Origin of the sequence: Sorangium sp. So ce394 (assembly GCF_051474665.1) — a bacterium.
GTDB lineage: Bacteria > Myxococcota_A > Polyangia > Polyangiales > Polyangiaceae > Sorangium > Sorangium cellulosum_D.
Genome location: NZ_CP150339.1, coordinates 9,614,014 through 9,637,437, shown reverse-complemented (window position 1 = coordinate 9,637,437; position 23,424 = coordinate 9,614,014). Strand labels below are relative to the sequence as shown.

Annotated in this window: 16 protein-coding genes and 2 pseudogenes; 7 read left to right on the top strand and 11 right to left on the bottom strand. The window is 69.4% G+C overall.

All coding sequences use genetic code 11. The features are described from left to right. Positions 1-240: 240 nt before the first annotated feature. The 4 genes from WMF33_RS35550 to WMF33_RS35535 all read right to left on the bottom strand — a co-directional run bounded on the left by WMF33_RS35550 (position 241) and on the right by WMF33_RS35535 (position 7,300). Positions 241-2,235: a multicopper oxidase family protein gene (locus WMF33_RS35550; protein ID WP_437332778.1), complete on the bottom strand. Its 1,995-nt coding sequence runs from the start codon at positions 2,233-2,235 to the stop codon at positions 241-243. 268 nt (positions 2,236-2,503) lie between these two features. Then, positions 2,504-4,447 (bottom strand): multicopper oxidase family protein, encoded by a 1,944-nt coding sequence (locus WMF33_RS35545; RefSeq protein ID WP_437332777.1) that lies wholly within the window; start codon positions 4,445-4,447, stop codon positions 2,504-2,506. 306 nt (positions 4,448-4,753) lie between these two features. Continuing rightward, complete coding sequence (xylF, locus tag WMF33_RS35540; RefSeq protein ID WP_061627654.1) at positions 4,754-5,842, bottom strand: D-xylose ABC transporter substrate-binding protein; 1,089 nt, start codon at positions 5,840-5,842, stop codon at positions 4,754-4,756. Positions 5,843-5,917: 75 nt separating this feature from the next. Continuing rightward, the gene (locus WMF33_RS35535) at positions 5,918-7,300 is read right to left on the bottom strand and encodes a glycoside hydrolase 5 family protein (RefSeq protein ID WP_437332776.1); all 1,383 of its coding nucleotides are present in this window, start codon (positions 7,298-7,300) and stop codon (positions 5,918-5,920) included. A gap of 759 nt (positions 7,301-8,059) precedes the next feature. On the opposite strand from WMF33_RS35535, the gene WMF33_RS35530 reads away from it, so the two are divergent. The 3 genes from WMF33_RS35530 to WMF33_RS35520 all read left to right on the top strand — a co-directional run bounded on the left by WMF33_RS35530 (position 8,060) and on the right by WMF33_RS35520 (position 13,375). Continuing rightward, on the top strand, positions 8,060-9,178 hold the full coding sequence (locus WMF33_RS35530; protein ID WP_437332775.1) for a sterol desaturase family protein: 1,119 nt from the start codon (positions 8,060-8,062) through the stop codon (positions 9,176-9,178). 367 nt (positions 9,179-9,545) lie between these two features. After that, positions 9,546-12,044, top strand: a complete 2,499-nt coding sequence (locus tag WMF33_RS35525) for a hypothetical protein (protein WP_437332774.1) — start codon at positions 9,546-9,548, stop codon at positions 12,042-12,044. Positions 12,045-12,265: 221 nt separating this feature from the next. Continuing rightward, entirely contained in the window at positions 12,266-13,375 is a 1,110-nt protein-coding gene (locus WMF33_RS35520) for an ADP-ribosylglycohydrolase family protein (protein ID WP_437332773.1), read from the top strand. A gap of 23 nt (positions 13,376-13,398) precedes the next feature. Here the strand turns inward: WMF33_RS35520 and WMF33_RS35515 are convergent, their stop codons facing one another. Continuing rightward, positions 13,399-15,564: a MopE-related protein gene (locus WMF33_RS35515; RefSeq protein WP_437332772.1), complete on the bottom strand. Its 2,166-nt coding sequence runs from the start codon at positions 15,562-15,564 to the stop codon at positions 13,399-13,401. Positions 15,565-15,835: 271 nt separating this feature from the next. On the opposite strand from WMF33_RS35515, the gene WMF33_RS35510 reads away from it, so the two are divergent. After that, entirely contained in the window at positions 15,836-16,273 is a 438-nt protein-coding gene (locus WMF33_RS35510; protein WP_437332771.1) for a hypothetical protein, read from the top strand. An 81-nt stretch (positions 16,274-16,354) separates the two neighbouring features. Continuing rightward, positions 16,355-16,736, top strand: a pseudogene (locus tag WMF33_RS35505) (isochorismatase family protein); the annotation flags it as partial. A gap of 48 nt (positions 16,737-16,784) precedes the next feature. Here the strand turns inward: WMF33_RS35505 and WMF33_RS35500 are convergent. The 3 genes and pseudogenes from WMF33_RS35500 to WMF33_RS35490 form a co-directional block, all read right to left on the bottom strand. Then, a pseudogene (locus WMF33_RS35500) lies at positions 16,785-17,399 on the bottom strand (pectate lyase family protein); the annotation flags it as partial. A gap of 265 nt (positions 17,400-17,664) precedes the next feature. Continuing rightward, positions 17,665-18,159, bottom strand: coding sequence for a DUF421 domain-containing protein (locus tag WMF33_RS35495; RefSeq protein WP_437332770.1), 495 nt, complete (start codon positions 18,157-18,159; stop codon positions 17,665-17,667). A gap of 31 nt (positions 18,160-18,190) precedes the next feature. Beyond that, positions 18,191-18,670, bottom strand: a complete 480-nt coding sequence (locus WMF33_RS35490) for a nucleoside deaminase (RefSeq protein WP_437332769.1) — start codon at positions 18,668-18,670, stop codon at positions 18,191-18,193. 331 nt (positions 18,671-19,001) lie between these two features. On the opposite strand from WMF33_RS35490, the gene WMF33_RS35485 reads away from it, so the two are divergent. Further along, positions 19,002-19,634 carry an NADPH-dependent F420 reductase gene (locus WMF33_RS35485; RefSeq protein ID WP_437332768.1) on the top strand — a complete coding sequence of 211 codons (633 nt, stop codon included), beginning with the start codon at positions 19,002-19,004 and terminating at the stop codon, positions 19,632-19,634. Positions 19,635-19,883: 249 nt separating this feature from the next. After that, positions 19,884-20,834, top strand: coding sequence for a TauD/TfdA dioxygenase family protein (locus tag WMF33_RS35480; protein WP_437332767.1), 951 nt, complete (start codon positions 19,884-19,886; stop codon positions 20,832-20,834). Between the two features lie 6 nt (positions 20,835-20,840). Here the strand turns inward: WMF33_RS35480 and WMF33_RS35475 are convergent, their stop codons facing one another. The 3 genes from WMF33_RS35475 to WMF33_RS35465 all read right to left on the bottom strand — a co-directional run bounded on the left by WMF33_RS35475 (position 20,841) and on the right by WMF33_RS35465 (position 22,953). After that, positions 20,841-21,419 (bottom strand): superoxide dismutase, encoded by a 579-nt coding sequence (locus WMF33_RS35475; protein ID WP_061624455.1) that lies wholly within the window; start codon positions 21,417-21,419, stop codon positions 20,841-20,843. A 287-nt stretch (positions 21,420-21,706) separates the two neighbouring features. Then, the gene (locus tag WMF33_RS35470; protein ID WP_437332766.1) at positions 21,707-21,970 is read right to left on the bottom strand and encodes a hypothetical protein; all 264 of its coding nucleotides are present in this window, start codon (positions 21,968-21,970) and stop codon (positions 21,707-21,709) included. Then, positions 21,967-22,953 (bottom strand): DUF1592 domain-containing protein, encoded by a 987-nt coding sequence (locus tag WMF33_RS35465; protein WP_437332765.1) that lies wholly within the window; start codon positions 22,951-22,953, stop codon positions 21,967-21,969. The genes WMF33_RS35470 and WMF33_RS35465 overlap by 4 nt, the downstream gene beginning before the upstream one ends. Positions 22,954-23,424 lie beyond the last annotated feature (471 nt).

Below are 23,424 nucleotides of genomic sequence, written 5' to 3'. Positions count from 1 at the left end.
GTGTGTCCTCGGGCGCGTGGGCGTGGTGACGTGCTGACGTGGCCATCGAGGACCACCGAACGAGCAAAAAGCAGGCCGCGTGCCGGATGAGCCTGGTCGCGCTGCCGGGCGGGTTGTTGCGAGATGCCGACCTCGATCCGGGCGGGGCGGCGCGCGTGGCGGCAGGCCGAGGGGGGGCGGCCGCGCTCGCAGGACGTGCGCCCGCGCGCGAGGCGTGCGCGGCGTCGTGGGAGGTGCGGATCAGGTGTGCGGGCGGCCGAAATGCGGGAGGTCGAGCGGGATCGGCCCGACGTGGTAGGGCCGCATCATCTCGTTGTCCTCGTGCTCGAGGATGTGGCAATGCCATATGAACGCGCCCTCGTGGCGGAACTTCATCTTGATGCGCGTGATCGCGTTCTCCGTCGCGTTCACCGTGTCCTTGAAGCCCGTCTCCCAGGGCTCCGGCGGGCTAATCGCGCCGGTGTCCTTGTCCTCCCGATTGAGGACCTGGAACTCCACGTTGTGGACATGGATCGGGTGCGGCATGTAGGTGTCATTGTGGAGCTCCCAGATCTCCGTGTCCCCGGGGTCCGGGTCCTCCGTGATGCGGTCGTGGAATTTGAGGCCCAGCCGCTGCCCGGTCTGAAGATCGATGATCCCTTGCAAGAGCAGGAGGGAGCGATCGTGCGCGGTCGTCTTCTCCGTCAGGAGCAGGGGGCGTGTCAGGCGCTCCGGTCCGTGCGGGGTGAAGCAGGGCAGCGTGAGTTGGTCCGGCGGCGTGCTCGTGTCCACGCTCGTCGCCGGCACCACCCGGAACAGCATCACCTCGGTCGTGTAGTCCCGTTGCTCTTCTGCCACGAGCGCTGCCATGTGGGCCAGGTGAGCCTGCGTGGGCCCGCTCTCGGAGACGTTGAGGAGGAGGATCTCCGCGCCGACAGGGATGTTCGTGAAATCGACGATGAGGTCCGCGCGCTCGGACGGACCGAGCGTGAGCGTGTCGACCTCGACCGGAGCGGGGAGGAAGCCTCCCGCGTCCGTGCCTATCACCCAGAACCTGTGGACCTTGGCCCCGTCGCTGAGCCGCAGGCCCACGTACCGCGTGTTGCAGGCGTTCAGGACGCGGAAGCGGTAACGACGCTGCTCGACCTCCAGGTACGGCCACGTCCGGCCGTTGACGACCATGGCGTTGCCCACGAAGGCCGGCACCCAGATCGGCGGCGGCTCGTCGTGCCCGGGAGCCGTCCCGAAGGCCGGGGCGTCGTGCCCGTTGCTCTCCGGGTAGTAGAGCGAGCCGTCGTCCTTGAACGTGCGATCCTGGATCACGAGCGGGATCTCGTACACCCTTGTGCCTGGACAGTCGCCCAGCCTCGGCGGGGGGCCTGGCAGCACGCCCGGCGGCAGGTCGTCGGGGCCGCCGCGGATCAGGTAGAAGCCGGCCGGGCCCGCGTACACGTTGACGCGGGTGATGCCGAGCGTGTGGTCGTGATACCAGAGCGTCGCCGCCCGCTGATCGTTCGGGTATTCGTACAGGGCAGCCCCTGGCTCCCACAGGCTCGCGAGCGACTGGGGATTCTTCTTGAAATAATCGAAGTAGGTGCCGGTCCTCGCGTATTCCGGGGGAATATCGGACGCCGCGGGGAGATACCAGGCCTCCGGGTGGCCGTCGAACTCCTGGGCCACCGGGGCGATCCCGTGCAGGTGGGTCACGATCGGCACCGGACCCCGGTAAGGCCCGTCGGGGCAGTGGCGCGTGTGCTTGCAGGACGAGTCGCGGTCCTTCAGCCCGCCGGGCGGGTTCGCCCAGTGGAGGGTCGGGTCGACGGGGAGCAGGTGCGGGAGGAAGCGGCCGGTCAGGGGATCTTTGAGATCGTTGATCCACTTCACGCGCACCGGCCTCCGCCACTCGGCCTCGATGGTGAACGCGGGATACGAGAACGTCTCCGGGTGATGGATGGACCCGTAGCCCCACACCGTCGTGGGCGGCAGGCCGAGCTCCGGCGGCAAGATGTGCCGCTGGAACTGCCGGACCGCGATCTCGTAATAGTCGACCAACGCGCCAGGGCCGAAGTGCTTGCCCGACCGCGGCATGACCTGCGGGATCGCGAGCGGCTGCGTAAATCTGGGGATATCCCCGGCGTGGAGCGTCGGCGCGTGGCGAGGGACAGCGCGCGCGAGCCCATGGCGCCGGAGCACCACGAGACCGCCGGCCGCGGATAAGCCGTACTTCAAGAGCAATCGTCGCTTCAACGAGGGCATGGGACCTCCTGGCGCCGCCATCGGTGGTGGTGCGCGCGCAGGAGTAGGATGGCGGGTATGTGGGTCCAAGCACCCAGGAGGTACCGGATTGGGGTTGCTGGACCCACATGAACGGGTCCTGAAATGGCACGCAGAGTGCGGCGCTCAGGCGCTGTTTTCCTGACCGGGTTCGCCTCGGTCGGGGCGCCGTGCGCCGCGGCGCGCCCGACCTGTCAGGCGATCCAGCGGCCCTCGAGGCCGAGGATCACCCGCGCGGGCGATCGCGTCATCACCGCTCGATGAGGAGAGGCCGCATCATCTCGTGGTCCTCGTGCTCGAGGATGTGGCAATGCCACACGAACAGCCCGGGGTTGCCGAACTTCACCTTGATGCGCGTGATCTGACCGGCCAGCGCGCCGACCGTGTCCTTGAAGCCCTCCTCCCCGGGAAACGGAGACGTGGGCTCCGCGGACGGGTCGAGCGCCTGGCGGTCGACGACCTGGAACCGCGCGTTGTGGAGGTGGATCGGGTGGTCGTCCTCGGTGAAGTTGTGGAGCTCCCAGAGCTCGATGTCGTCCACATCGGGCTTCTCCGTGATGGGCTCGTCCCAGTGGAGCGGCACCGGCCCGCCCGCGGCGTCGACGATGCCGAGGAGGTTCCGGATCGGGCCCACGCCCTCCAGCATCTCCTCGTTCATGGACACGCGGCGCATCGCCTTCTCGTCTCCGAGCGGATGGAACGCCGGCAGCACGAGCTTCTCGGGAGGCGTGCTCGTGTCCCTGCTCGTCGCCTTCTTCACCCGGAACTGCATGACCTGGCCCGTGGTGTTCGGGTCGGCCACGGCGGACATGCCCGGCATGCCGCCGTGCGCCTCCGGTCCGACGTTGAGGAGGAGGATCTCGGTGCCGACCGGGACGCGGCTGAAATCGACGATGACGTCCCAGCGCTCGGCATTTCCAATGACGAGCTCCTTCATCTCCACGGGCCTGGGGAGGAAGCCTTCGTCGGAGCCGATCACCCAGAACGGGAGCCCGTTGCTCAGCCTCAGGATCAAGAGCCTCGTGTTGCTGCCGTTCAGGAGGCGGAACCGGTAGCGGCGCCGCTCGACCTCGAGGAAAGGCCACGTCCGGCCGTTGACCAGGATCGCGTTCCCGAGGAACTCGGGAACCCAGTACGGCGCCACGGGGCCGTTCGGTTTGTACACGTCCTCGGCGAGCTCAGGCGGAAGCCCGCGGCTCTTCGGGTAGAAGAGCGAGCCGTCGGCGTTGAACGAGCGGTCCTGGATCACGAGCGGGATCTCGAACACGTCGGCGCCCGGACGGTCGCCCGGCCTCGGCGCGGGTCCGGGCAGCACCCCCTTCGGCAGATCGTCGGGACCGCCGCGGATCAGGTAGAAGCCGGCGAGCCCGGCGTACACGTTGAGCCGGGTGATGCCGAGCGTGTGATCGTGGTACCAGAGCGCCGTCGGCCGCTGGCGGTTCAAGTACTCGAAGACGGCCGTCCCTCGCTCCCACAGGCGCCCGAGCCGTGATGTCCTCCGGAAGATGTCGTAGAAGGTCCCGGTCTTCGCGAAGCCGCGCGGGATGTTCTCCGCCTTCGGCAGAAACCACGCTTCCGGGTGGCCGTCGCTCTCCTGCTCGACCGGGGTCACCCCGTGGAGGTGGGTGACGATGGGCACCGGGCCCCGGTAAGGATCCGGCGGGCAAGGGCCGCTGAACCTGGGGGCCGTGTCGCGGCCGTCCACCCCGCCGGGCGGGTTGGCCCAGTGGAGGGTCGGGTCGACGGTGAACAGGTGCGGGAGGAAGCGGCCGGTCCGCGGGTGGGTGAGGTCGTTGATCCACGTCACGCGCACCGGCTTCCGCCACCTGGCCTCGATGGTCCACCCGGGATACGAGAACGTGTCCGGATGCCGGGCGGAGCCGTACGCCCACACCGTCGTGAGGTCGAAATCCGGCGGCAAGACGCGCTGCCTGATCTGCCGGACGGCGATCTCGTAATCATCGATGGGAGCGTCGTGGCCGATGCGCCCCCGCGCCTCGGGCATGACGGGCGGAATGAGCAGCGGCAGCCTGTACTTGGGGATATCGCGGCCGCGCAGCGTCGGTGCCGACTCCGGGACGAAGGCGCATTCGCCGACGCTCGCGAGCGCGACGCCCTCGCGGCGGAGCATAAGGAGCCCGCCCGTCGCGGTCAGACCGTACGTCAAGAACAGTCGTCGATTCAGTGAAGACATCGGATCTCCTTGCGCCGCAATCGGCGACGCGAGCGCGCGACCATCATGACGGCCGCGCAGATCCGAGCCATCCAGGAAGCTCCGGATTTAGGGTTCCTGCGCGTTCACGAGCAGGTCCCGAATCACCATCGATGCGCTGCGATCGAGCGCTGTTCGTCCAGCTGGAATCCGCCTCGGTCGAGGCGCACGGCGCTCATGGGAGGTCCGATGACATGATGCGTGTCATCGATCATCAAGCGGCGGAACCGCGAGCGACCTCTCGTCGGCGAGGTCGCTCGCGGCGCCAGAGCGGGTTTCGTCCGCCGGCTACTTGCCCGCCGGCCACTGGTCCTTCGGGAGGTCCTTGTAGACGTCCTCGACCTTGTGGAACCCGTCGGCGATGACCGTGGACGCGAGGTTGCTCTTGTCCACGGCGATCGGGGCGATGAGCACGCTCGGGACGTCCTTCTTCCCGTTGTTGACCGTCTGCGTCTTCTCGCCGATCTGCTCCTTCTTCGCCATCTTGATGGCGAGCTCGGCGGCCTTCTCGGCGAGGGACTTGATCGGCTTGTAGACGGTCATGCTCTGGGTGCCGGCCGCGATCCGCTGGCAGGCGGCGAGCTCGGCGTCCTGCCCCGAGACGACGACCTTGCCGGCGAGCTTCTGCTCGCCGAGCGCCTGGACCGCCGCGCCCGCGAGCCCGTCGTTCGAGGCCACGACGGCCGTGACGTTGTTGTTGTTCTTGGTGAGGGCGTTCTCGGTGATCTTGAGCGCCTCGACCGGCTGCCAGTCCTTGGCCCACTGGTCCGCCACGACCTTGATGTCGCCCTTGTCGATGAGCGGCTTCAGGATGTTCATCTGCCCTTCGCGGAAGAGCTTCGCGTTGTTGTCGGTCGGGGAGCCGCCGATGAGGAGGTAGTTCCCCTTCGCGGCCTGCTTCACGAGCGCCTCGGCCTGGAGCTCGCCCACGCGGACGTTGTCGAAGGACACGTAGAGGTCGACGTCGGAGTCGAGGATCAGCCGGTCGTACGCGATGACGGGCACGTTCTGCTTGTGCGCCGACTCGACGATGGTGGCGGTCGTCTTGGCGTTGTGGGGCACGACCACGAGCACGTCGACGCCCTGCGTGAGCAGGTTCTCCGCCTGCGAGTTCTGCAGGGCGTCGTCGCTGTTCGCGGACTGCACGAGCACCTGCGCCCCGAGCTGCTCGGCCTTCGCCTTGAACAGGTCGCGGTCGCGCTGCCACCGCTCTTCCTTCAGGGTATCCATCGAGAAGCCGATCGTGATCTTCTTCTTGTCCGCACCCTTGGCGTCCGCGGTCTTCGGGGCTTTGTCATCGGTCTTGCCCGCGTTCGTCTCGCCCTCGGAGGCCGGCTTCGAGCAGCCGGTCGAGAACGCGAGCGAGATCATGGCCATGAGAAAGGTGGAGCGACGAATCAAGGTGACCTCCGAGTCAGATGAGGGATAGAGGGCCCGTGCTCGGGCCGATGGCTACTCGATTGTGTTGATGTTGTCCGCGTAGCTCATGATGATGTTGAGCGTTTCCGTGTCGTCGTCGTACACCGAGTACCACCCCTGGAGCTCGTGGGGCGGATCGCCGATGTAATCGTTCCCGAGGAGCCAGTAGTCGTTGCCGTCGTCCGACGGCCTCCCGGTGCCGGCCCACGCCCAGAAGTTCACGCCCGCGAGCTCCGGGTTGTTGACGACGGCGTCGAAGACGGTCGAGTAGTACTCGTTCCGCTTCTCGACCGTCGACGCGACGGGCTCGGACTTGTCGTCCCGCGCGAGCCCGAACTCCTCGACGACGATCGGCTTGTTCAGCGCCTTGGCGTGCTCGATCTGCAGATCGATGTACCCGTTGCTCTTCGTGATGGCCGCCTGGAGCGACCTGGCGGCGGTGCTGTCGGCCGGCAGCGACGGGTCGTACCACTCCCAGTTCTCCGGCCAGACGTGGAAGGTGAGGTAATCGATGCCGGACACGTCGTGGAAATCCCGGTAGTCGCTGTTGGCGTAGTCGCCCCAGTTGTACGAGAGGTCGCCCTCCGAGCCGATCGAGACGAGGTGGTTCTTGTCGATGTCCTTGATGAACTTCGCGTTCCGCTCGACCCAGAGCTTGAACACCGCGCCCCAGCCCTTGAAGGACCGCGGCTCGTTCCCGAGCTGCCACGCCATGATCCCCGGGTGGTCCTTGAGCTTCTCGATGACGACCTTGGCCCGGCTGAAGTAGAACTCCTGTGCCTTCTTGTTGCAAAAGAACAGGCTGGAGAGATCCATCTGGTCGGGCCAGGGGTTCGTGTTCGGGTCGAGCGTGCCCGAGTGGGGGATCGCCCACTCGTTGATGGCCACGGCCTGGCAGTCCTCGCCGGTGCCCTCGCGGAACCGGATCGAGCCGTTGAACGGCACGTCGTAGCCGGCCGCGAGCAGGGGGGCGTTCGTCTCGGGGTGGGTCAGGCCGACCTGGTACGGGCCGAAGTCCTCCCCGCAGGAAGTGCCCGGCTCCTCGTGGGCCCACTTCATGTACTGGGGCATCCCGCCGGACCAGTGCCAGAAGTCGTTCAGCGTCATGACCGCCTTCATGCCGCGGCTGTGGATCTCGTCGAGCACCGTCACCAGGTGGTCCGCGAACTCCTCGAGCTTCGGGTCGGCGCACGGCTCGTCCGACGACGCGGGGAAGATCCGCTGCGGGCCGTACTGCTGATCGTTCTGCTGCGACTCGGGGATGTCGCCCTCGCTGAGCGCCATGATGCGGAGGTTCTGAACGCCGTGGGCATCGAGGATGTCGAGCTCCGTGCGCAGGCGCTCGAGGGGGATGAAGGGAGCCGACCAGAAGTTCGTGCCCATGTACTTGTACGGTTTCCCGTCGAGCGTGAGCATACTACCTTCCGCGCGGACGTAGCACTTTTCGGGTTGCTCGGCGCACTCGGGCGCCCCGCCGCCCCCGGTTCCGTCCCCGCCGCCCCCGCCTCCGCCGTCGCCGTCGCTGCCGCCGCCCCCGGCGGCGTCGCTGCCGCCGCCCCCGCCTCCGCCGTCGCCGCCGCCGGTCGCGTCGCCGCCGCCGCCCCCGGCGCCCCCGGTGCCCGAGGCCGCAGGGTCGGTCGTGTCGGACGTGCACGCGGCGAGGGAGAGCAAACCCAAAGCGAGCAACAAGGTCTTCTTCATCGTCGGTCGTTCCTTACCTGGTTCGAGTGTCGTTCCTCAAGCGTGGCTGAGCGCCGCCGCCGCAAGCACACGGCCGCGCGCGGCGGCGCGCCGGGCTGGCGCGCCGCCGTCGTGGCGATCGTGTTGCCGTGGCCACAGCGAGCTGCCCGGTCTCGCGCCGATGCAAATCTCCGCTCAGGGTGTCGTCGTCGCACCGGCGCGGCTCATGGCAGACCACTTAATCGGTTCAGCGTCAACAGCGAAGTCGCGCCGAGCGGCGCCGCACCGGCGCGGGCGCGGCGCTCGAAACGAGCGGTGGAGCTCGGCGGGCGCGGCGCCAGGAACGCGCCGGAGAGATCGCGGAAGAACGCGCCCGGGACGCGCCGGCCGGGGTTGGCCGGTGAGGTGCGCCACCGGGCGTGGCGGGGGTGTTCAGGCTAGAATGGCCGAGCGTGGCCGAGCCGCTGGGCGCTCGGCTCCGCGGAGGACGGGGGCATGTCTCCGAGCTTGATCCTGTTTGCGGTGCCGGCTTTTTTCGCGCTCATCGGCGTCGAGCTCTGGCTTTGCCGCCGCCGCGGGCGGCGCGACTACCGCTTCTCGGACGCGCTCGCCAACCTCTCGTGCGGGGTCGGCCAGCAGGCGCTCGTCTCCGTCGTGAGCGGCGGGGTGCTCGTCTATCTCTTCCTCTTCGAGCGCGCCGCGCTCGTGCGGCTGCCGCCGGGCGCGGCGTCGAGCTGGCTGGCCTGCTTCGTCGCGGTCGACTTCTGCTATTACTGGGCGCACCGCGCGAGCCACCGCGTGAACTTCCTGTGGGCGGCGCACGCGGTCCACCACCAGAGCGAGCACTACAACCTCTCGGTCGCGCTGCGCCAGAGCTGGGTCCAGCGGGCGTTCTTCTGGCCGTTCTTCTGGCCGCTCGCCTTCCTCGGCTTCCCGCCCGCGATGGTCGTCACGACGTATACGCTGAACATCCTCTATCAGTTCTGGATCCACACGCAGCTCGTCGGCCGCCTCGGTCCGCTGGAGTGGGTGCTGAACACCCCGTCTCATCACCGGGTGCACCACGGCGTCGATCCCGAGTATCTCGACAGGAACCACGGCGGCGTGCTCATCGTGTGGGATCGGCTGTTCGGCACCTTCCGCGCGGAGGGGGCGCCGCCGCGGTACGGCGTGGTCCAGCCGCTCGCGAGCTTCAGCGCGCTGCGCGCGAACGTCGACCCGTGGCGGAAGCTCGCGCGCATGGCGGCGGCGGAGCCGCGCCTCGCCGGCAAGCTGCTCGTCTGGCTCCGGCCGCCGGACTTCCGGTCCGCGGCGGCCCCGCCCGAGGAGGGCCCGCTGCGCACCGATCCGGGCTACGTCCTCCACGACGTCGAGCGCTCCCCGCTGGTGCGCGCGCTGGCGGCGGCGCTGTTCCTCGCGGCGCTGCTCGGCGCGATCGCGTTCCTGTACGCGGCGCAGGGCCTCGCCCGGGGCCCGCTGTGGGCGGGGGCGGCCGCCATCGTCGCCGCGCTCGCCGCGGTCGGAGCGCTGCTCGACGGGCCGAGCTCGCCGGAGGCGCGGGGCGCGGAGGCGGCCGCGAGCTCGCCGAAGGGGCTGCCGATCTCGCCGGGCTGAGCCCGCGCCGCCCAGGCCGGCCAGCCTGCGCCGGCGGGCGAGCCTACGTGACGACACCCAGCGGGCGCTCAACCCCGCTCCGCCGCGTCGGGGTTGGCGGACAGAGGGGATGGTCGATTTCGTGCTCGCGCGCGCGGCGTGCGTGAATGCCGCCGGCATGCGCTTGAGATCGATGGCGAGATCGCATATCCCGGATCCATCGGTCTCGAGGTGCCGGGAGCGTATCGGCATCTCGAGAGCGGTTTGCTCTTCACCGCGCCGGCGCGAATGTCGACGCCGCCTCGGGTGGAGCTGGCCGAGCGACGATCTCGCTGAGAGTCGCGCTCGGGAGAACGTCATGGACCCCGGTTCCAGGGAGAGTTGCGACATGATGACTCCGGCATGGTCGTGGGCCCGGGCGCTCCTCCTGAGCGCCGTCGTCCTCGCGGCGGCGCCAGGATGTCCCTCGAATGTCCGCCCGGAGGACGAGCCGCGCGCTTCCGGCGGCGGGGCGGGCGCGAACGACGGCGGCGGCGGGGCTGGCGGCGCCGGCGGTGGCGGCGGCGGCGGCGGGGCAGGGGCGTGCGTCGACGACGACCCGTGCACGGCCGAGCGCCTCGATGGGTCCGGCCAATGCATCTACCCGGCGGCCCCGGATGGAACGCCCTGCGGGCGTGGCGACGTCTGCTCGGCCGGCGATCGGTGCGTGGGCGGCGCGTGCACGGAAGTGCCCGTCTCGATGCCCGCGGAGATCTACGGCACGGGTTGGGGCTACGGCGCGGCGCCGGCCGAAGGCCCCAGCTTTCCGCTGGAGGGCATGGCGGAGTTCCTGTCGAACGACCGGATCCTGTTCGGCGAGCGGCTCGGTGGGAACGGCCTGTCGCTGTCCCTGGTCCGGGTGGACGAAGGCGGATTGCAGCGGCTGGGCCAGCGCACCCTGGACATCGGCGTCGAGCATTACTTCGGCAGCTGGGACTGGTCGGACGGGCTCCTCACCTCGTTGGTCCCGCTGGGGCCGGACCGTGTCGTCGTCGTCGGGACGCGGCAGCGGCTGGAGCTCCTGGGGCTGGAGGGCGACCGCATCACGACGCTGTCCCAGCGCGCGCTGGACCCCCGCAGCGACAGCATCGTCGGGGGCGCCGGCCGCGGGGACCGCTTCTGGACCTGCGCCGGATCGTGGGTGAGCGCGTGGCGCGTCGGCGCCGACGACGCGCTCGTCGAGGAGACCGCGCACGCCTTCCAGCTCCTGGCGGGGACATGCCGCTCGCTCGCCCTCTCCGCGGACGGAGCCGTCCTGTGGGTCGCGACCTCGCACGGCCTCGTGCCCGTGGACGTGTCATCGCCGGCCGGGCCTGCCCTCAGGCCCGCGATCTTCGCCTCCCAGGCCTTCTTCCACATGCAGCTGAACGACACGTACCTCGTCGCGCAAGAGCTGCTCCGCTACGGGGATCTGGGCAGCATCCACGTGTTCCGCGTGGCGGACCTGGACGGCGCGGAAGAGCCGGCTCCGGTGAAATCGTTCTCGCCGGACGAGGGGGCCGATCTCTGGGACCGCCCCCTGGGGTTCGCGCTCCTCGACGACGACCTGCTCGTCGAGTGGTTCCGCGTGAACGGCGCCACCCGCTCCTACGTCGTGGACCGCCACGCCCTGAGCCCGGCGGGCGTCTCGTCCGCGCTGGGCAGCCTCCTCGTGCGCGAGAGCGACGAGGCAGGGCTGCTGCCCTCTCCGCTCCGGCTCGCGGCCCGGGGGCGACACGCCGCCTTGCATCCCTGGCGCCGCGTCGTCGCGCTGGAGGGCTCGGCCGCGATGCGATTCCGGACGGGGCTCCACCATGGCTCGCTGGAGCGCATCTGGGCTGGAGAGGACGGCGCGGTCCTGGCGGTGGGGCCCTTCGGCGTGCACAGCGTGGATCTGGGAGATCCGATGGCGCCCGTCCTCACGGCGGGAGGGACGGTGTTTCCGCCGGACATGCAGCGGCTGCGGCTCGCCCCCGCGCCGTCCGAGGCCGGCGCGCTCGATCTGGTGACGCTGCCGTCGAGCGAGCCCAACGTGCATCAGGAAGGCGGCACCGCCGTGCTGAGCTGCCTCGGGCCGGGCGAAGGCGGGCTCCTGGCGCCGTCTGGCCAGCTGCGGATCGAGGGTGGTCCTGCGATGCTGGCGTCCGCGCCAGGCCAGCTCTTCCAGGCGGCGCCGATCGACGGGGGTGCCTTGCGGCTGCGGCGCTTCGCGCTGCCCGCGCGCTGCGCCGGGGAGCTCCTCGGGCCCGCGTCCGAGCAGATCATCACGCCGCAGGTCTCCAGCGCGCCGCGCGTGGCCCAGGCCCTCGCTGTGGACGGCGAGCGCGCCGAGGTGCTGCTGGGTCAGCTCTACTACGAGGACCTGGTGGCCGAGATATCGCTGCGCTGGTTCTCCTGGACGGGCGCTGGACCGGTGGCCACCGGTACGCTGTCCGGCACCGGGGACCTCACGGCCGTGGCCCTCGCCGGCGACCGCGCCCTGGTCATCGAGAATCGCCAGCACGTCTACGTGCTGCGGCGCGACGGGGAGGACATCGTCGTCCACAACCACGTCGACCTGTCGCAGGCACCGAGCCCGATGCAGGCATCGCGGATCCTCTCCTTCGATGGAACCGTGGCCTGGTTGGCCGTCGTCTCACCGTCCGCCGGGGCGCTCGCGCTGCTGGCGGACGACGGGACCGAGCTCGCGCGCTATCCCACGCCGAGCCCCGTGCGGTCCCTCGCGCTCGCCGGGGAGCGGCTCGTCCTCGGGATGAACGAGGCCATCACCATCGCGGCGCCGGTGTGCGGCGCGAGCCGGAGCGCGCGTCGCGCGGCCGGCCCGTCCCCCAACTTCCTACAGAATTGCGACAGCGGGTGCAGCCCGTGAGGTGACGTGTTCCCTCGGGGCTCGGACGGCGCAGCCTCGCCGGTGTCGGGGGCGCTCGCTCCGCGACGCCCGAGGACCGCCGGGCGGAGCGCGGCGCGACGCGATGTCCAGTGCGCTGACAGGCGCTGCCATCCTGGCAGGCTGGCCCCTCGGGCGCGGGGCCTCCGGGGCGCGGATTTCCGCTGTTCTCTCCCGGCATGGAGCGTGAATGGCGCGCTCGCATGGCCATCGAGACGACATCCATCGATCGCGAGGACCGGCTCGCCGGCGTCCTCCTGGGCACGGCGGTCGGCGACGCGCTCGGCCTGCCGCGTGAGGGCCTGTCGCGCCGCCGCGCCGCCCGCCTCTTCGGCGCGGCGCCGCTCGAGCACCGCTTCGTGCTCGGCCGCGGGATGATCAGCGACGACGCCGAGCACGCGTGCATGACGGCGCAGGCCCTGCTGGCCGCGCCGGGGGACGCGGCGCGGTTCGCGCGGTCGCTCGGGTGGCAGCTCCGCGGCTGGCTCGCCTCCCTGCCGGCGGGCGTCGGATACGCCACGTTGCGGGCGATCCTCAAGCTCTGGATCGGGTTCTCTCCGGAGCGGAGCGGCGTGTTCTCGGCCGGCAACGGCGCCGCGATGCGCGCGCCGATCCTGGGCGCGACGCTCGCCCTGACGCCCTCGCGCATCGAGCCCATGGTGCGCGCGTCCACGCGCCTCACGCACACCGATCCGCGGGCCGAGGAGGGCGCGCGGATCATCGCCCTCGCCGCCGCGTATGCCGCGGTGCGCGCGCCGGAGCAGGTGAATCCGGCCGAGCTCTTGCCGATGCTCCGCGAGCGAACCGCGGATCCGGAGCTCGGCCGCCGGCTCGACTGCGCGGCGGAGCTGCTCGGCCGGCGCGCGTCGGCGGCGGATTTCGCCGGGGCGATCGGGCTCACGGAGGGCGTGAGCGGGTTCATCGTGGACACGGCGCCGGCGGCCCTGTTCTGCTGGCTCGCGCACCCGGGCGATTTCCGGCGCGCGGTGGAGGACGTCATCCTGCTCGGCGGCGACGCCGACAGCACGGGCGCGATCGTCGGTGGCCTCGCGGGCGCGACGGTCGGGGCGCGCGGGATCCCCGGGGCGTGGCTCGACGGGATCGCCGACTTCCCGCGATCGGTCGCGTGGATGCGGCGCCTCGGCGCGCGGCTCGCGCGGGCGTTCCGCGGCGAGGGCGCCGCGGCGGGGGAGCGCGTTTCCGGTGGGGAGGGGCCGCTCGGCCTCTTCTGGCCGGCGCTGCCGGTGCGTAACCTGATCTTCCTGGCGCTGGCGCTGGGGCACGGATTCCGGAGGATGCTGCCGCCTTATTGAGGAAGGCCGAAGCTCAGGGTGGATCAGAAACCCACCTTGGCGAGGAAGGTGTCCTGCGCTGTCGCGGCGGCGAGCGTGCTCTCCCCGAGGGTGATCGTGCCTGCGAAGGTGCCGGCGATCACCGCGCTGCCTCCCGCCGAGGCGGCGAGGTGCATCAGCCTCTGGTCGCCCGCGTCGCCGTAGCTCTGGCTGAAGACGACGTTGCCGTCGGGGTCCAGCCTGGCCAGGTATATGTCCTCGCCGCCGGAGCTCGTGAGCGTGTCGCCGCCGAGGCCGAGCGTGCCGGTGAACGAGCCCGCGAGGACGATGGTCCCGACCCCGTCGACGGCCAGCCGCATCTCCTGCACCTGCGGGATCCCCCGGCTCCAGAGGGAGGTCGCTGCGCCGTCGAGCTTGCTCACGCGGCGCGCGCCGTGAGGGACGGCGCTGCCGAGCACGGTGTTCCCCGACGCGTCGATGGCGAGCTGCCAGGTCTCCGCTTCGGCGCCAACGCAGGTCCGGTCGAGCACCTCGCCGGCGGGGCTCAGCGTGATCAGATCCCCGCAGGCCCTGTGGACGATATCGTCGGGCAACATCTGAAGGATGTTCACGCTCCCGACGGTCACGATCTCGCCGTTTTCACGCGTGGCCAGGTCGTCGGGGCGCTCGCTGTCGTCGTCGTCCCCGAGCATCCTCTGCCATGCGAGGGCCCCTGTCGCGCCGTCGAGCTTGCGGACGAAGCCATGGGTCAACCCCATGGTAGAGGACTTGGTTGCGCCCGCCACGAACACGTCCCCTGCGTCGTTCATCGCCACCGCGTTCTCGATCTCGACGAACGCAACGAAATCGCGGTTCCAGAGGTGCCCGCCCGATGGATCGAGCTTCACGACGCGGTGATAGAGCTCGGTGAACGATACGCCCTGGTCCTCGAGATGCACGAGCACGAGGGCCGTCCCGAGCAGCGCGATGTTCCCCGACGCATCCGTCGCGATATCGAGGGCCGCGTGGTCTTCCCCCTCGAACGTGCTCGCGAAGAGGACATGTCCGCTCGGATCGAACTTCGCGACGAACGCCTCGGGACCGGCGGTCCGGGGCAGGACGGGGCCGGCGCCGAGGTCCACGGGGCTCGTGAACGAGCCGGCGATGATGGTGTTGTCGAAGGCGTCCACAGCGACAGCGGTGATCGAGAGGTCGGAGAACTGCTTGACCCATTGCGCGGTGATCGAGGGAGCGCAGTCGCTACCGCCCTCGTTCACCTCGCCGTCGCAGTCGTCGTCGACCGGGGTGGCGCACGTCTCCGGCTGCGGGAACGCCTCGCCCTCGCACGGCCCGAGGCTCGTGCCCTGCGCGTCGCAGAGCGCCGTGCCGGAGGTGCACGCCCCGACGTCCGCGGTGCCCGGCGGGCCGGAGTAACACCGGACGCGCTGGTTGGGCGGGCAGACGCAGCTCTCGCCCTCCTCGTTCACCTGGCCGTCGCAGTCGTCGTCGATCGGGGTGAGGCATGTCTCCGGCGCGGGCAGCACCTCGCCCTGGCAGCGGCCGAGCTGCGTGCCGTCCGGCTGGCAGCGCGCGGTGCCGGCGGCGCAGCGGCCGACGCCCTCGGTGCCGGCAGGGCCGGAGTAGCAGGGGACGACCGCGTCGGGGAGGCAGGCGCAGCCGGCGCCCTCCTCGTTCGTCTGGCCGTCGCAGTCGTCGTCCACCGGCGTGGCGCACGTCTCCGGGCTTGGCAGCACCTCGCCCTCGCACGGCCCGAAGCCCGTACCCAGCGCATCGCAGCGGGCCGTGCCGCCGGCGCATCGGCCGACGCCCTCGGTGCCGGCAGGGCCGGAGTAGCAAGGCACGACCTCGCCGGGGGCGCAGGCGCAGCCGGCGCCCTCCTCGTTCGTCTGTCCATCGCAGTCGTCGTCGACCGGCGTGAGGCACGTCTCCGCGGCCGGCAGGACCTCGCCGACACAGGGGCCAAAGCCGCTGCCGTCCTCCCTGCACCGCGCCTTGCCGGCATCGCAAGCGCCGACGCCGAATGTCTCGCGGTCGCCGGAGTAGCAGAGCACCTCGGTTCCGGGGACGCAGACGCCGTCGCCGCCCGACCCGCCGTCGCCGCCCGAGCCGCCGTCGCCGCCCGACCCTACATCGCCTGAGCTGCTAACGCTGGTGTCGCCGCCCGACCCGCCGGAGCCGCCGGAGCTCCCGTTGCCATCATCGTTCGGCACACACCCGCCCACCACGCCAAGCAGGAGCGCCGCCCACCGCCGCCGTCCGCGCAAAGCAACCGCCGTGCTGAAGGGAACCAATCGATCTGTATCTTTCCGCATGCACCCTAGGATGCGCGCGTGTGCGGCGCCGTTCACGGCAGTTTCCCCGCGCTGATGATGTCGACCACCAGGTCCTCGGTCGTGGGGGGGCGAGCAACTCGTTTGATTTTGAAGAGCGTTTGGTCTCCAGTTCCCCTCGAGACGGGACCTGGGACATTCGGGAGGAGACATGGCAAAGCGAGTCGTGCTTTTGATCACGGATCCCGCGTGCGCGCAGTCGCAAGGGATCGCCAACGCGATTCTCGGCGCCTTGTTTCGCGACGACGAGCTCTGCTTCATCATCGCGCCCAACCCGCGAAATGCTCCGATCCGGCTCCAGACGTTCGGGGACAAGCTCGGCTGGCAGAACAGGAACATCGAATATCAGAAGCGTAGCGGTGGGTACTTCAGCGTGACACACCTCACCGAGACGAAGCTCGACGCCGCCGCGTCGGTGACCGAGCTCGTCCTCTGCCGTTACATCATCGAGCATGTCGGTGTTCGATACCTGGGCAACTTCGACGGCGCGGTCGACCGCATGTACGACGACGTTGACCTTCGGGTGCTGCGCCAGGAAATCGCTGAGTTCGAATTTTGGCGTCTTTGGGTTTGTTCGTCCAGCGGATAGTCCTCGCGTCGTCACGGCAAAGGGTCGTGACCCCGCAGCTCCGGACCCGCCCGGAGCCGGAGACGAACTCAGGAGGACCGAATGACCTGCCGCAAGTACGAACCGCTCACCCAGGACAACGCCGCCGTCATCCTGGTCGACCACCAAGTCGCCCTCATGACCGGCGTCCGCGACTACTCGACCGGCGAGTTGGAGCACAACGTCGTCGCCCTGGCGAAGGCCGCCAAGTCGCTCAAGCTGCCGATCGTCGTCACCACGACGGCGCGCGACAGCATGTGGGGGCCGACCTTCCCCCGAGCTCGTCGAGGCCTTGCCTGGCGTCGAGATCATCGATCGCTCGACCGTGAACGCCTACGACGACCCGCGCGTTGCCAAGGCCATCGAAGCGACCGGCCGCAAGAAGCTGATCTTCGCCGGCGTCTCGCTCGATGCTGGAGCGCACAACCTCCGGCTCCGTGCCGTCGGGGCCTCCATTGTCAACCAGGCCCGCAGCAGGTCGTTAAGACCGCTTCTACGGCGAGCAAGCCGTCGGGCTGGAGAGCGTGGCCCCCGCATGCTCTTGCACCAGCTCCTTCACTTGGGAGGCCGGCACCATGAACGACTTGTATTCGTACGGAGGGTCGAAGGCATCGCCGCTGCCCGCCTGATTTCCGGAGCAGCCCTCGAACAGGTTGCCCGTCGCCTCTTGCACGGAGCCGTCTCCATTCTGCTTGCCCAAGTCAATCGGCTCGTTCTGGTCGATGAAATGGTTGTTCTCGGTCAACACGTTGCACTTGAAGCCGTTCGATACGCCGAGCTTCGAAGGGCCTACCGAGGTATCCTCCGTGTAGAGGTTGTTGACGACGTGGATCCACCCGTACCGGCAGCGGGGTTGGCGTTCTGCGACCCCCGTCCACCAATTGAACATGAAGGTGATGTTGAGCTTGCCCTCGCTCACGGGCTCGTTGTCCGAGGATGCGATCAGGTTCGACAGGTTGTGATCCCCTCTCTTGCTGTAGCCGAAGATGCTCCACGTGAACGTCACGTTGTCGGCCCCCTTGACGACGTCGGCATTGCCATCTTGCCCGTCCCAGAACTCGGCGTGGTCGACCCAGATGTTCTTGGAGTTGCCCTCGATGCTGATGTTGTCCCAGGCCTGGTCGCCGTACCGCCAAACAGCCCCAAAAGAATTATCTTCCTATTCATGAGGACCTCAGAGGCCGGCCATGCAATCTCTGAACCACGGGTGATACCCCTCTGCCGTATAAGAAAGACCCATGGCGCTCCGGACTGCGTAAACTGCTCCGATCTACACTGTCAACCGGGAGTTGACGCCTATATTCAGGCGTGTGAAGGACCTCGGCTAGAAACAACGGACCGAACGCTTCGAGGCCATGGGTCGATGAGCCGACTCACGGCTCGCCACCTTGCGCACCCTGCTCCTTGACCACGCTGATCTCCCCGTCCGCCTCGAGGCAGGCCGAGCGCACCGTGGCGATGTCCGTGATCCCTTGCCTGCGAAGGGCAGCCTGTAGCTCCTCCTCGGTGACCATTTCCCGGCGCATGTTCCGCCACTGCGGGCGGCCGTCTCGGACGAGGACCGTCTGCGCGTCGCGCAGGTACCGCCGCAAGAAGGGGACGCGGAACTCCAGGATATCGAGCACGTAGCCCCAGGCGACGATGAGCGCGATCATGAGCAAGACGTCCGCGGGCGAGGTCGAGCCGCCCATGATGCCGTCGGCGGCCATGCCGCCGATGAGGATGAGGGCGAGCATGTCGTTCGGCGAGAGATGTCCCGTGCGTCGCTTGGGGATGACGCGGATCAGGATGACGAGGGCGAGATAGACGAGCGTCGTGCGCAGGGCGATCTGCCAGAGGGGCTTGGAAAAACCAAAGAACCCTTCCATAAGCGTCCTCCCGCTGGTACGGCCGCGCGCGTCAGCGCACGGAATGGGAGCGCCGGAACAGCTGACGAACCTCCTCCGCGAGGCTCTGGACGGGACCTTCCACGGGCAGTCCCGGAACGACATCGCGGATCGGCAGGCCTCGCACCGGAGGAGCCGGAAGGCCCCACTCGGCGAGCCAGCCGACCAGCTGTGCCGAAGAGCTCGCGTAGACGATGCGGCCGAGCCGGACCCAGCCATGGGCCGCGGCGCACATGGGACAGTGTTCGGTCGAGGTGAAGACCGTCGCCGCGGCTCGCTCGTCGGGGGCGAGGTGCGCGGCCGCCCAGCGCGCCAGGGCGAGCTCCGGATGGCAGGTCGGATCGCCGCCGCCCACGCGGTTGTGATCCTCGGCGAGGACCGTCCCGTCCGCCGCGACCAGCACGGAGCCGAACGGTTCGTTGCCGGTCTCCAGCGCCAGCGCCGCGAGCTCGACGCAGCGACGCAGGTGTCTCATCTCGATATGGCTCGGCATGGTCGTCTCCTTCGGGGCGCGGGAGCGCTGCTTCGTTCGCGCTGGAGGGCCCCTCGCAAGAAAGGGACCGCTCCAGAGCCGTCGGTGAATGCGTGCTCGGCCGCCGCCGCGGGACCGCCGAGCCCCGGATCATGGGCAGCCGGGCGGGCTCCCGGCGCGGTCGATGCAGGCAAGGCGAGCCCGCGTTGGCGGCGCCGGACGAACGGCTACGTATCTCGGACGAGATATCATGGTCGCGCCTCGCGCCGCCTCCAAGAATGTAGGCCCGGCCCCCCGCGCGAAAGCGAGAGGCAGCGTCCGGAGCGATCGAGCGCTCGAAGGGAGAGTGGACGTGAAAATCGGCGTGATCGGCACAGGAAACATGGGACGTACGTTCGGCCTGCTCTGGGCGTTCAACGGGCACGACGTCCTCTTCGGCTCGAGGGACCGCGCCAAGGCCGCGGCGGTCGCCGCCAAGCACGAGCGGGCGCGCGCGGGTGACTTCGACGACGCGGCCGCGTTCGGCGACGTGATCCTCTACACGGCGCGCGGGGTCTTTCCGTCGACGCTGCTGCGCGCCCCGCAGGCGCTGGCCGGAAAGGTCGTGATCGACTGCAACAACCGCGACTTCGACGCCCGCATCGATCGCCCGACGCCGGAGGTCTCGCTGGCCGAGCGGCTCGCGGCGGACGTGCCGCAGGCGAAGATCGTCACGGCGTTCCAGACGATCCCGCACGTGGTCGCCGAGCTCGGGCGCGACAAGCTCGCCCCGCAGCGCATCTCCGTCTTTTTATGCTCGGACGACGCGGCGGCAAAGGCCACCGTGCGGGGGCTCGTCGATGAGCTGGGCTTTGTGGGCATCGACAGCGGCGAGCTCAAACGCGCCCGGCTCCTCGAGGCCGTGGGGGACTTCATTCGGCTGCACATCGGCGCCAGGGGCCATGGTCTCTTCACGTCGCTCTCCATCCAGCCGGTGCAGAGGTGAGCGATCTCGTTCCGCGCGGTGCGACGTTGCTGCGTGAGCAGCAGAGGTTCAGCAGCTCAGCTGCCCGGGGAGACGGGCAGACCGAAGCCTCCGCCTTCCGTCGCGACGCCGGTCCGGGGCCTTGGCCCGCGGCGCGCGTGTACCGGGATGGCCGCGGCAAATCTACGGTGAGGGGGGCTGGAACGGGGCGTGCTTGTGGCGGCGATCGGGCCGCCGTCCGGGCGCGCTCGGGACTGCCGGGAGAGTGCCATGACCGACCTCATCATCGAACGACAGACCAGCCCTGTGCGGCTGGAGATACGACCGCTGACGCCCGTGATCGGGGCGGAGCTCCGCGGCGTCGATCTGCGCAAGCCGCTCGACGCCGCCACGGCGCAGGCGATCGAGCAAGCGCTTGTGCAGTGGAAGGTGATCTTCTTCCGCGATCAGGACCTCAGCAACGAGCAGCTGCTCGCCTTCGGCCGCTCCTTCGGCCCGCTGACGCCGGCCCACCCGATCGCGCTGGGGCTCCCCGAGCACCCGGAGATCTGGGAGCGCGAAGCCGGCGAGTACCGTCAGAGCCACCGGCAGGACCTGTCGATCCCCACCGCCAAGCCGCCGCGCGACTACAAGGGCTGGCACATCGACATCACGTTCGTCGCCAATCCGAACAAGTATTCCATCCTGCGCGGCGTCCGGATCCCGCCGTACGGCGGCGACACGTTGTGGAGCAACCTCGAGTGCGCCTACGACGGCCTGTCGCCGACCATCAAGGCGCTCTGCGACGGGCTCAGGGCCGTTCACCGCACGAGCAGCTACGACAGCGGAGAGCCCAGGCCGGGCCGCAGGGCCGCCGGCCCGTTCGCCGCGCTCCATCCGCTCGTGCGCGTGCACCCGAGGACCGGACGTAAATCGCTGTTCGTCAATCCGGGGACGACGAGCCACATCGTGGGCCTGCGAGAGCGCGAGAGCCAGGCGTTGCTCGATCTGCTCGCCGACGAGGTGACGAGGCCCGAGTACACGGTGCGCTTTCACTGGACGGCTGACGCCATCGCCGTGTGGGACAACCAGGCCACGGCCCACGCCGGCCCGATCGACTACGCCCACTTCGATCTGCCGCGCGTGGTGCGCCGCATCACCGTCGCCGGGGAGCTGCCGGAGGGGCCAGACGGCTTCCGCTCGCGGCCGCTCGAGGGCGAGCTGTTCGGCGTGATCGGCTGACGCTGGTCACAGCTTCGAGGCGGCGTGGTCCCAGTTCACCAGGTTCCACCATGCCTCGACGTACTTCGGCCGGGCATTGCGGTAGTCGATGTAATACGCGTGCTCCCACACGTCGCACGTGAGCAGCGGCGTCTTGCCCTCCGTGAGCGGGTTCCCGGCGTTGCCCGTCTGCACGATCTCCAGCTTGCCGGAGCTGTTCTTCACCAGCCAAGCCCAGCCCGAGCCGAACTGACCGACGGCCGCGGCGCTGAACTTCTCCTTGAACGACGACACGCTCCCGAACGCCGCCTCGATCGCCGCACGGAGCGCGGCGGGCGGCTCACCGCCGCCCTGCGGCTTCATGCTGTGCCAGTAGAACGTGTGGTTCCACACCTGAGCTGCCTGGTTGAAGACCGCGCCGGACGTCGTGCGGACGAGATCCTCGAGGCTCTTGCCCGCGAGCGCCGCGTCCGCCGCCACGAGCTCGTTCAGCTTCGTGACGTACGCGTTGTGGTGCTTGCCGTGGTGGAAATCGAGCGTCTCGGCCGAGATGTGGGGAACCAGCGCGTCTCTGGAGTAGGGGAGCTCGGGAAGGGTGAAGGTCATGGTTCTGTTCCTCGTGTTGCCTGTCGACGGCCACGCGCTCGTCGCAGCCCGTTGTGAGTAGCTTGGCGAAGACCTTCGGGTGGCGCTCCGGCCACGGATCGAACGTCCGCGCGTCGCGGCCAATCAGCCGCTCCGCGTCGCCGGGTCCGGCGGCATCGTAGCAGCCGCCGGCGGGTGCGTGTGGCGCCTTGCCAACGAGTTGGCAGTTTTCCATCCATTTGGAGAGACGGCCTCCCGGCCAGCGGCCACGCCAGCGGCGGGCTCGGCGGGCCCCGGGGTCCGGCGGATCACACGAGGCCGGAGAGCGGGCCGGAATCGGGCTTGCGGTTCCCGATGCTGCTCGTCTCGAGGCCCATGAGCTGCGCGATCGAGACCAGGAGCTTGGCGTGGTCCTGCCCGTCGACATCGAGGTAGCGCCCGGTCTTCAGGGCCCCGCGCGCGCCCCCCGCCATCACGAAGGGAACACGCTCCATGCGGTGCGCCGTGCTGCCGAGCTCCCTACCCACCACGACGAGCGTGTTGTCGAGCAGCGTGCCGTCGCCCTCGCTCACGGCGTCGAGCCTCCCGAGCAGGTAGGCGATCTGCTCCGAGTACCAGGCGTCGATCTCCTGGAGCTCCCGTCGCCCTGCCGCACGACGTGATCCGTGAAGCGGGCGCTCTCGTTCAGCATGGCGTTCGCCATCTCCTCGCCATACGCCGGGAACAGCTCCTGGTCCTTCTGCGCCTTGGGCAGCTCCGAGAGCCCGAGCCACTGCTCGTGGAACAGCGCGATCGTGGCGCCCGCCCTCGGGTCCTGCAGCATGCGGTCGACCTGACTTTCGAGCACGTCGCGCTCGAGCAGGCTGCTGTCTTCGGCGAGATCGACCAGCTCGGTGTCGGGGATCGAGTTCCACAAGAAGAACGAGAGCCGCGAGGCGAGGCCGTAGCCATCCATCGGCTCGGGGGTCGCGGAGGGGACGCCGGACCCGCCGACATCGGCGTGGTACAGGAACGACGGCGACTGCAGCAGTCCCTCGATCACGAGGCGAAAGCCGCGCGACGCCCCGCCCGATCGCCGGCCGCGCTCGTAGAGCGCGACGAGCCCCTGCATCTCATCCGCTTCCAGGGGGCGGCGGTACGCGCGCTGCCCGAGCCGCTCGACGAGCTCGGTCGCGCACGCGGTCCCATCGTCGTCCGCAAGGCTGCACGGCGCGATCAGGTCCATGCGCTCCTCGGCCTCCGAGGCCACCCGCGCCGCGAGCTCCGCCGCCTGCAGGACGAGGAGCTCCGTGATCGGAGCGATGGCGTTGCTGTGGAACGGCCCCATGCGCTCGTCCGGCGCGAGCGCGTCGGCGGGGCGCCCCTCGGCGCCGAGCAAATCGCGAACGGCGTTGTTCAGCTGGTCGCGCGTGAGGCGGCGGAGCCTGGTCAGGCCCACGTGAAGAACACCGTTGTTCGCCTCGCAGGCGTCGGCGATCGCGGAGGCGTCGTTCGGGAGCGCCGGGACTTCGGACTCCTGGCTGCCGACGTCGTCCCCGCCACCAATCTGTCCCATACATCCAGGAAGCAGCATTGCACCGCATAGGCTCGCGATCCCGGCCCATGGTCTCTGTTTCGGTCGGTTTACCCACAAGTTCATGTCAACTCCTTGTGCGGCGTAAGACATTGATGCCAAGCGCAAGCCCGCGCTGTCCATCGCGACGCGTCGTCGGGGGCGACGTCGGGATGGCCGCGGTTCGCCGCGCGGTCGTTGCGAAAAGAGAGTTTTACTAAACCGGTTAACATGATCAAATATATTTGCGCACCAAATCAGTAAAGAAATCCAGGAGTGGCATACCCGAGGTCCCGAGGCGCTCGGGCACACTCGCGACGACGAACGGCGAGCTTGGGAGTGTAAAGACTTATAATTAAATACATTAAACTTCGTTCTTTTTGCGCCTTTGCGCCTTCATTGCGCGCTCTCTCTCCGGATTCCTGCGAGTGGAACCAGCGGCCGGCGGCGCTCTCCGAGGGAATCCGCCTGGAG

Excerpts from the sequence above, each read along its gene's own strand:
- WMF33_RS35550 (WP_437332778.1), bottom strand. The coding sequence starts at position 2,235 with ATGCCCTCGTTGAAGCGACGATTGCTCTTGAAGTACGGCTTATCCGCG.
- WMF33_RS35545 (WP_437332777.1), bottom strand. The coding sequence starts at position 4,447 with ATGTCTTCACTGAATCGACGACTGTTCTTGACGTACGGTCTGACCGCG.
- xylF (WP_061627654.1), bottom strand. The coding sequence starts at position 5,842 with ATGGCCATGATCTCGCTCGCGTTCTCGACCGGCTGCTCGAAGCCGGCC.
- WMF33_RS35535 (WP_437332776.1), bottom strand. The coding sequence starts at position 7,300 with ATGCTCACGCTCGACGGGAAACCGTACAAGTACATGGGCACGAACTTC.
- WMF33_RS35530 (WP_437332775.1), top strand. The coding sequence starts at position 8,060 with ATGTCTCCGAGCTTGATCCTGTTTGCGGTGCCGGCTTTTTTCGCGCTC.
- WMF33_RS35525 (WP_437332774.1), top strand. The coding sequence starts at position 9,546 with ATGATGACTCCGGCATGGTCGTGGGCCCGGGCGCTCCTCCTGAGCGCC.
- WMF33_RS35520 (WP_437332773.1), top strand. The coding sequence starts at position 12,266 with ATGGCCATCGAGACGACATCCATCGATCGCGAGGACCGGCTCGCCGGC.
- WMF33_RS35510 (WP_437332771.1), top strand. The coding sequence starts at position 15,836 with ATGGCAAAGCGAGTCGTGCTTTTGATCACGGATCCCGCGTGCGCGCAG.
- WMF33_RS35495 (WP_437332770.1), bottom strand. The coding sequence starts at position 18,159 with ATGGAAGGGTTCTTTGGTTTTTCCAAGCCCCTCTGGCAGATCGCCCTG.
- WMF33_RS35490 (WP_437332769.1), bottom strand. The coding sequence starts at position 18,670 with ATGCCGAGCCATATCGAGATGAGACACCTGCGTCGCTGCGTCGAGCTC.
- WMF33_RS35480 (WP_437332767.1), top strand. The coding sequence starts at position 19,884 with ATGACCGACCTCATCATCGAACGACAGACCAGCCCTGTGCGGCTGGAG.
- WMF33_RS35475 (WP_061624455.1), bottom strand. The coding sequence starts at position 21,419 with ATGACCTTCACCCTTCCCGAGCTCCCCTACTCCAGAGACGCGCTGGTT.
- WMF33_RS35465 (WP_437332765.1), bottom strand. The coding sequence starts at position 22,953 with ATGGGACAGATTGGTGGCGGGGACGACGTCGGCAGCCAGGAGTCCGAA.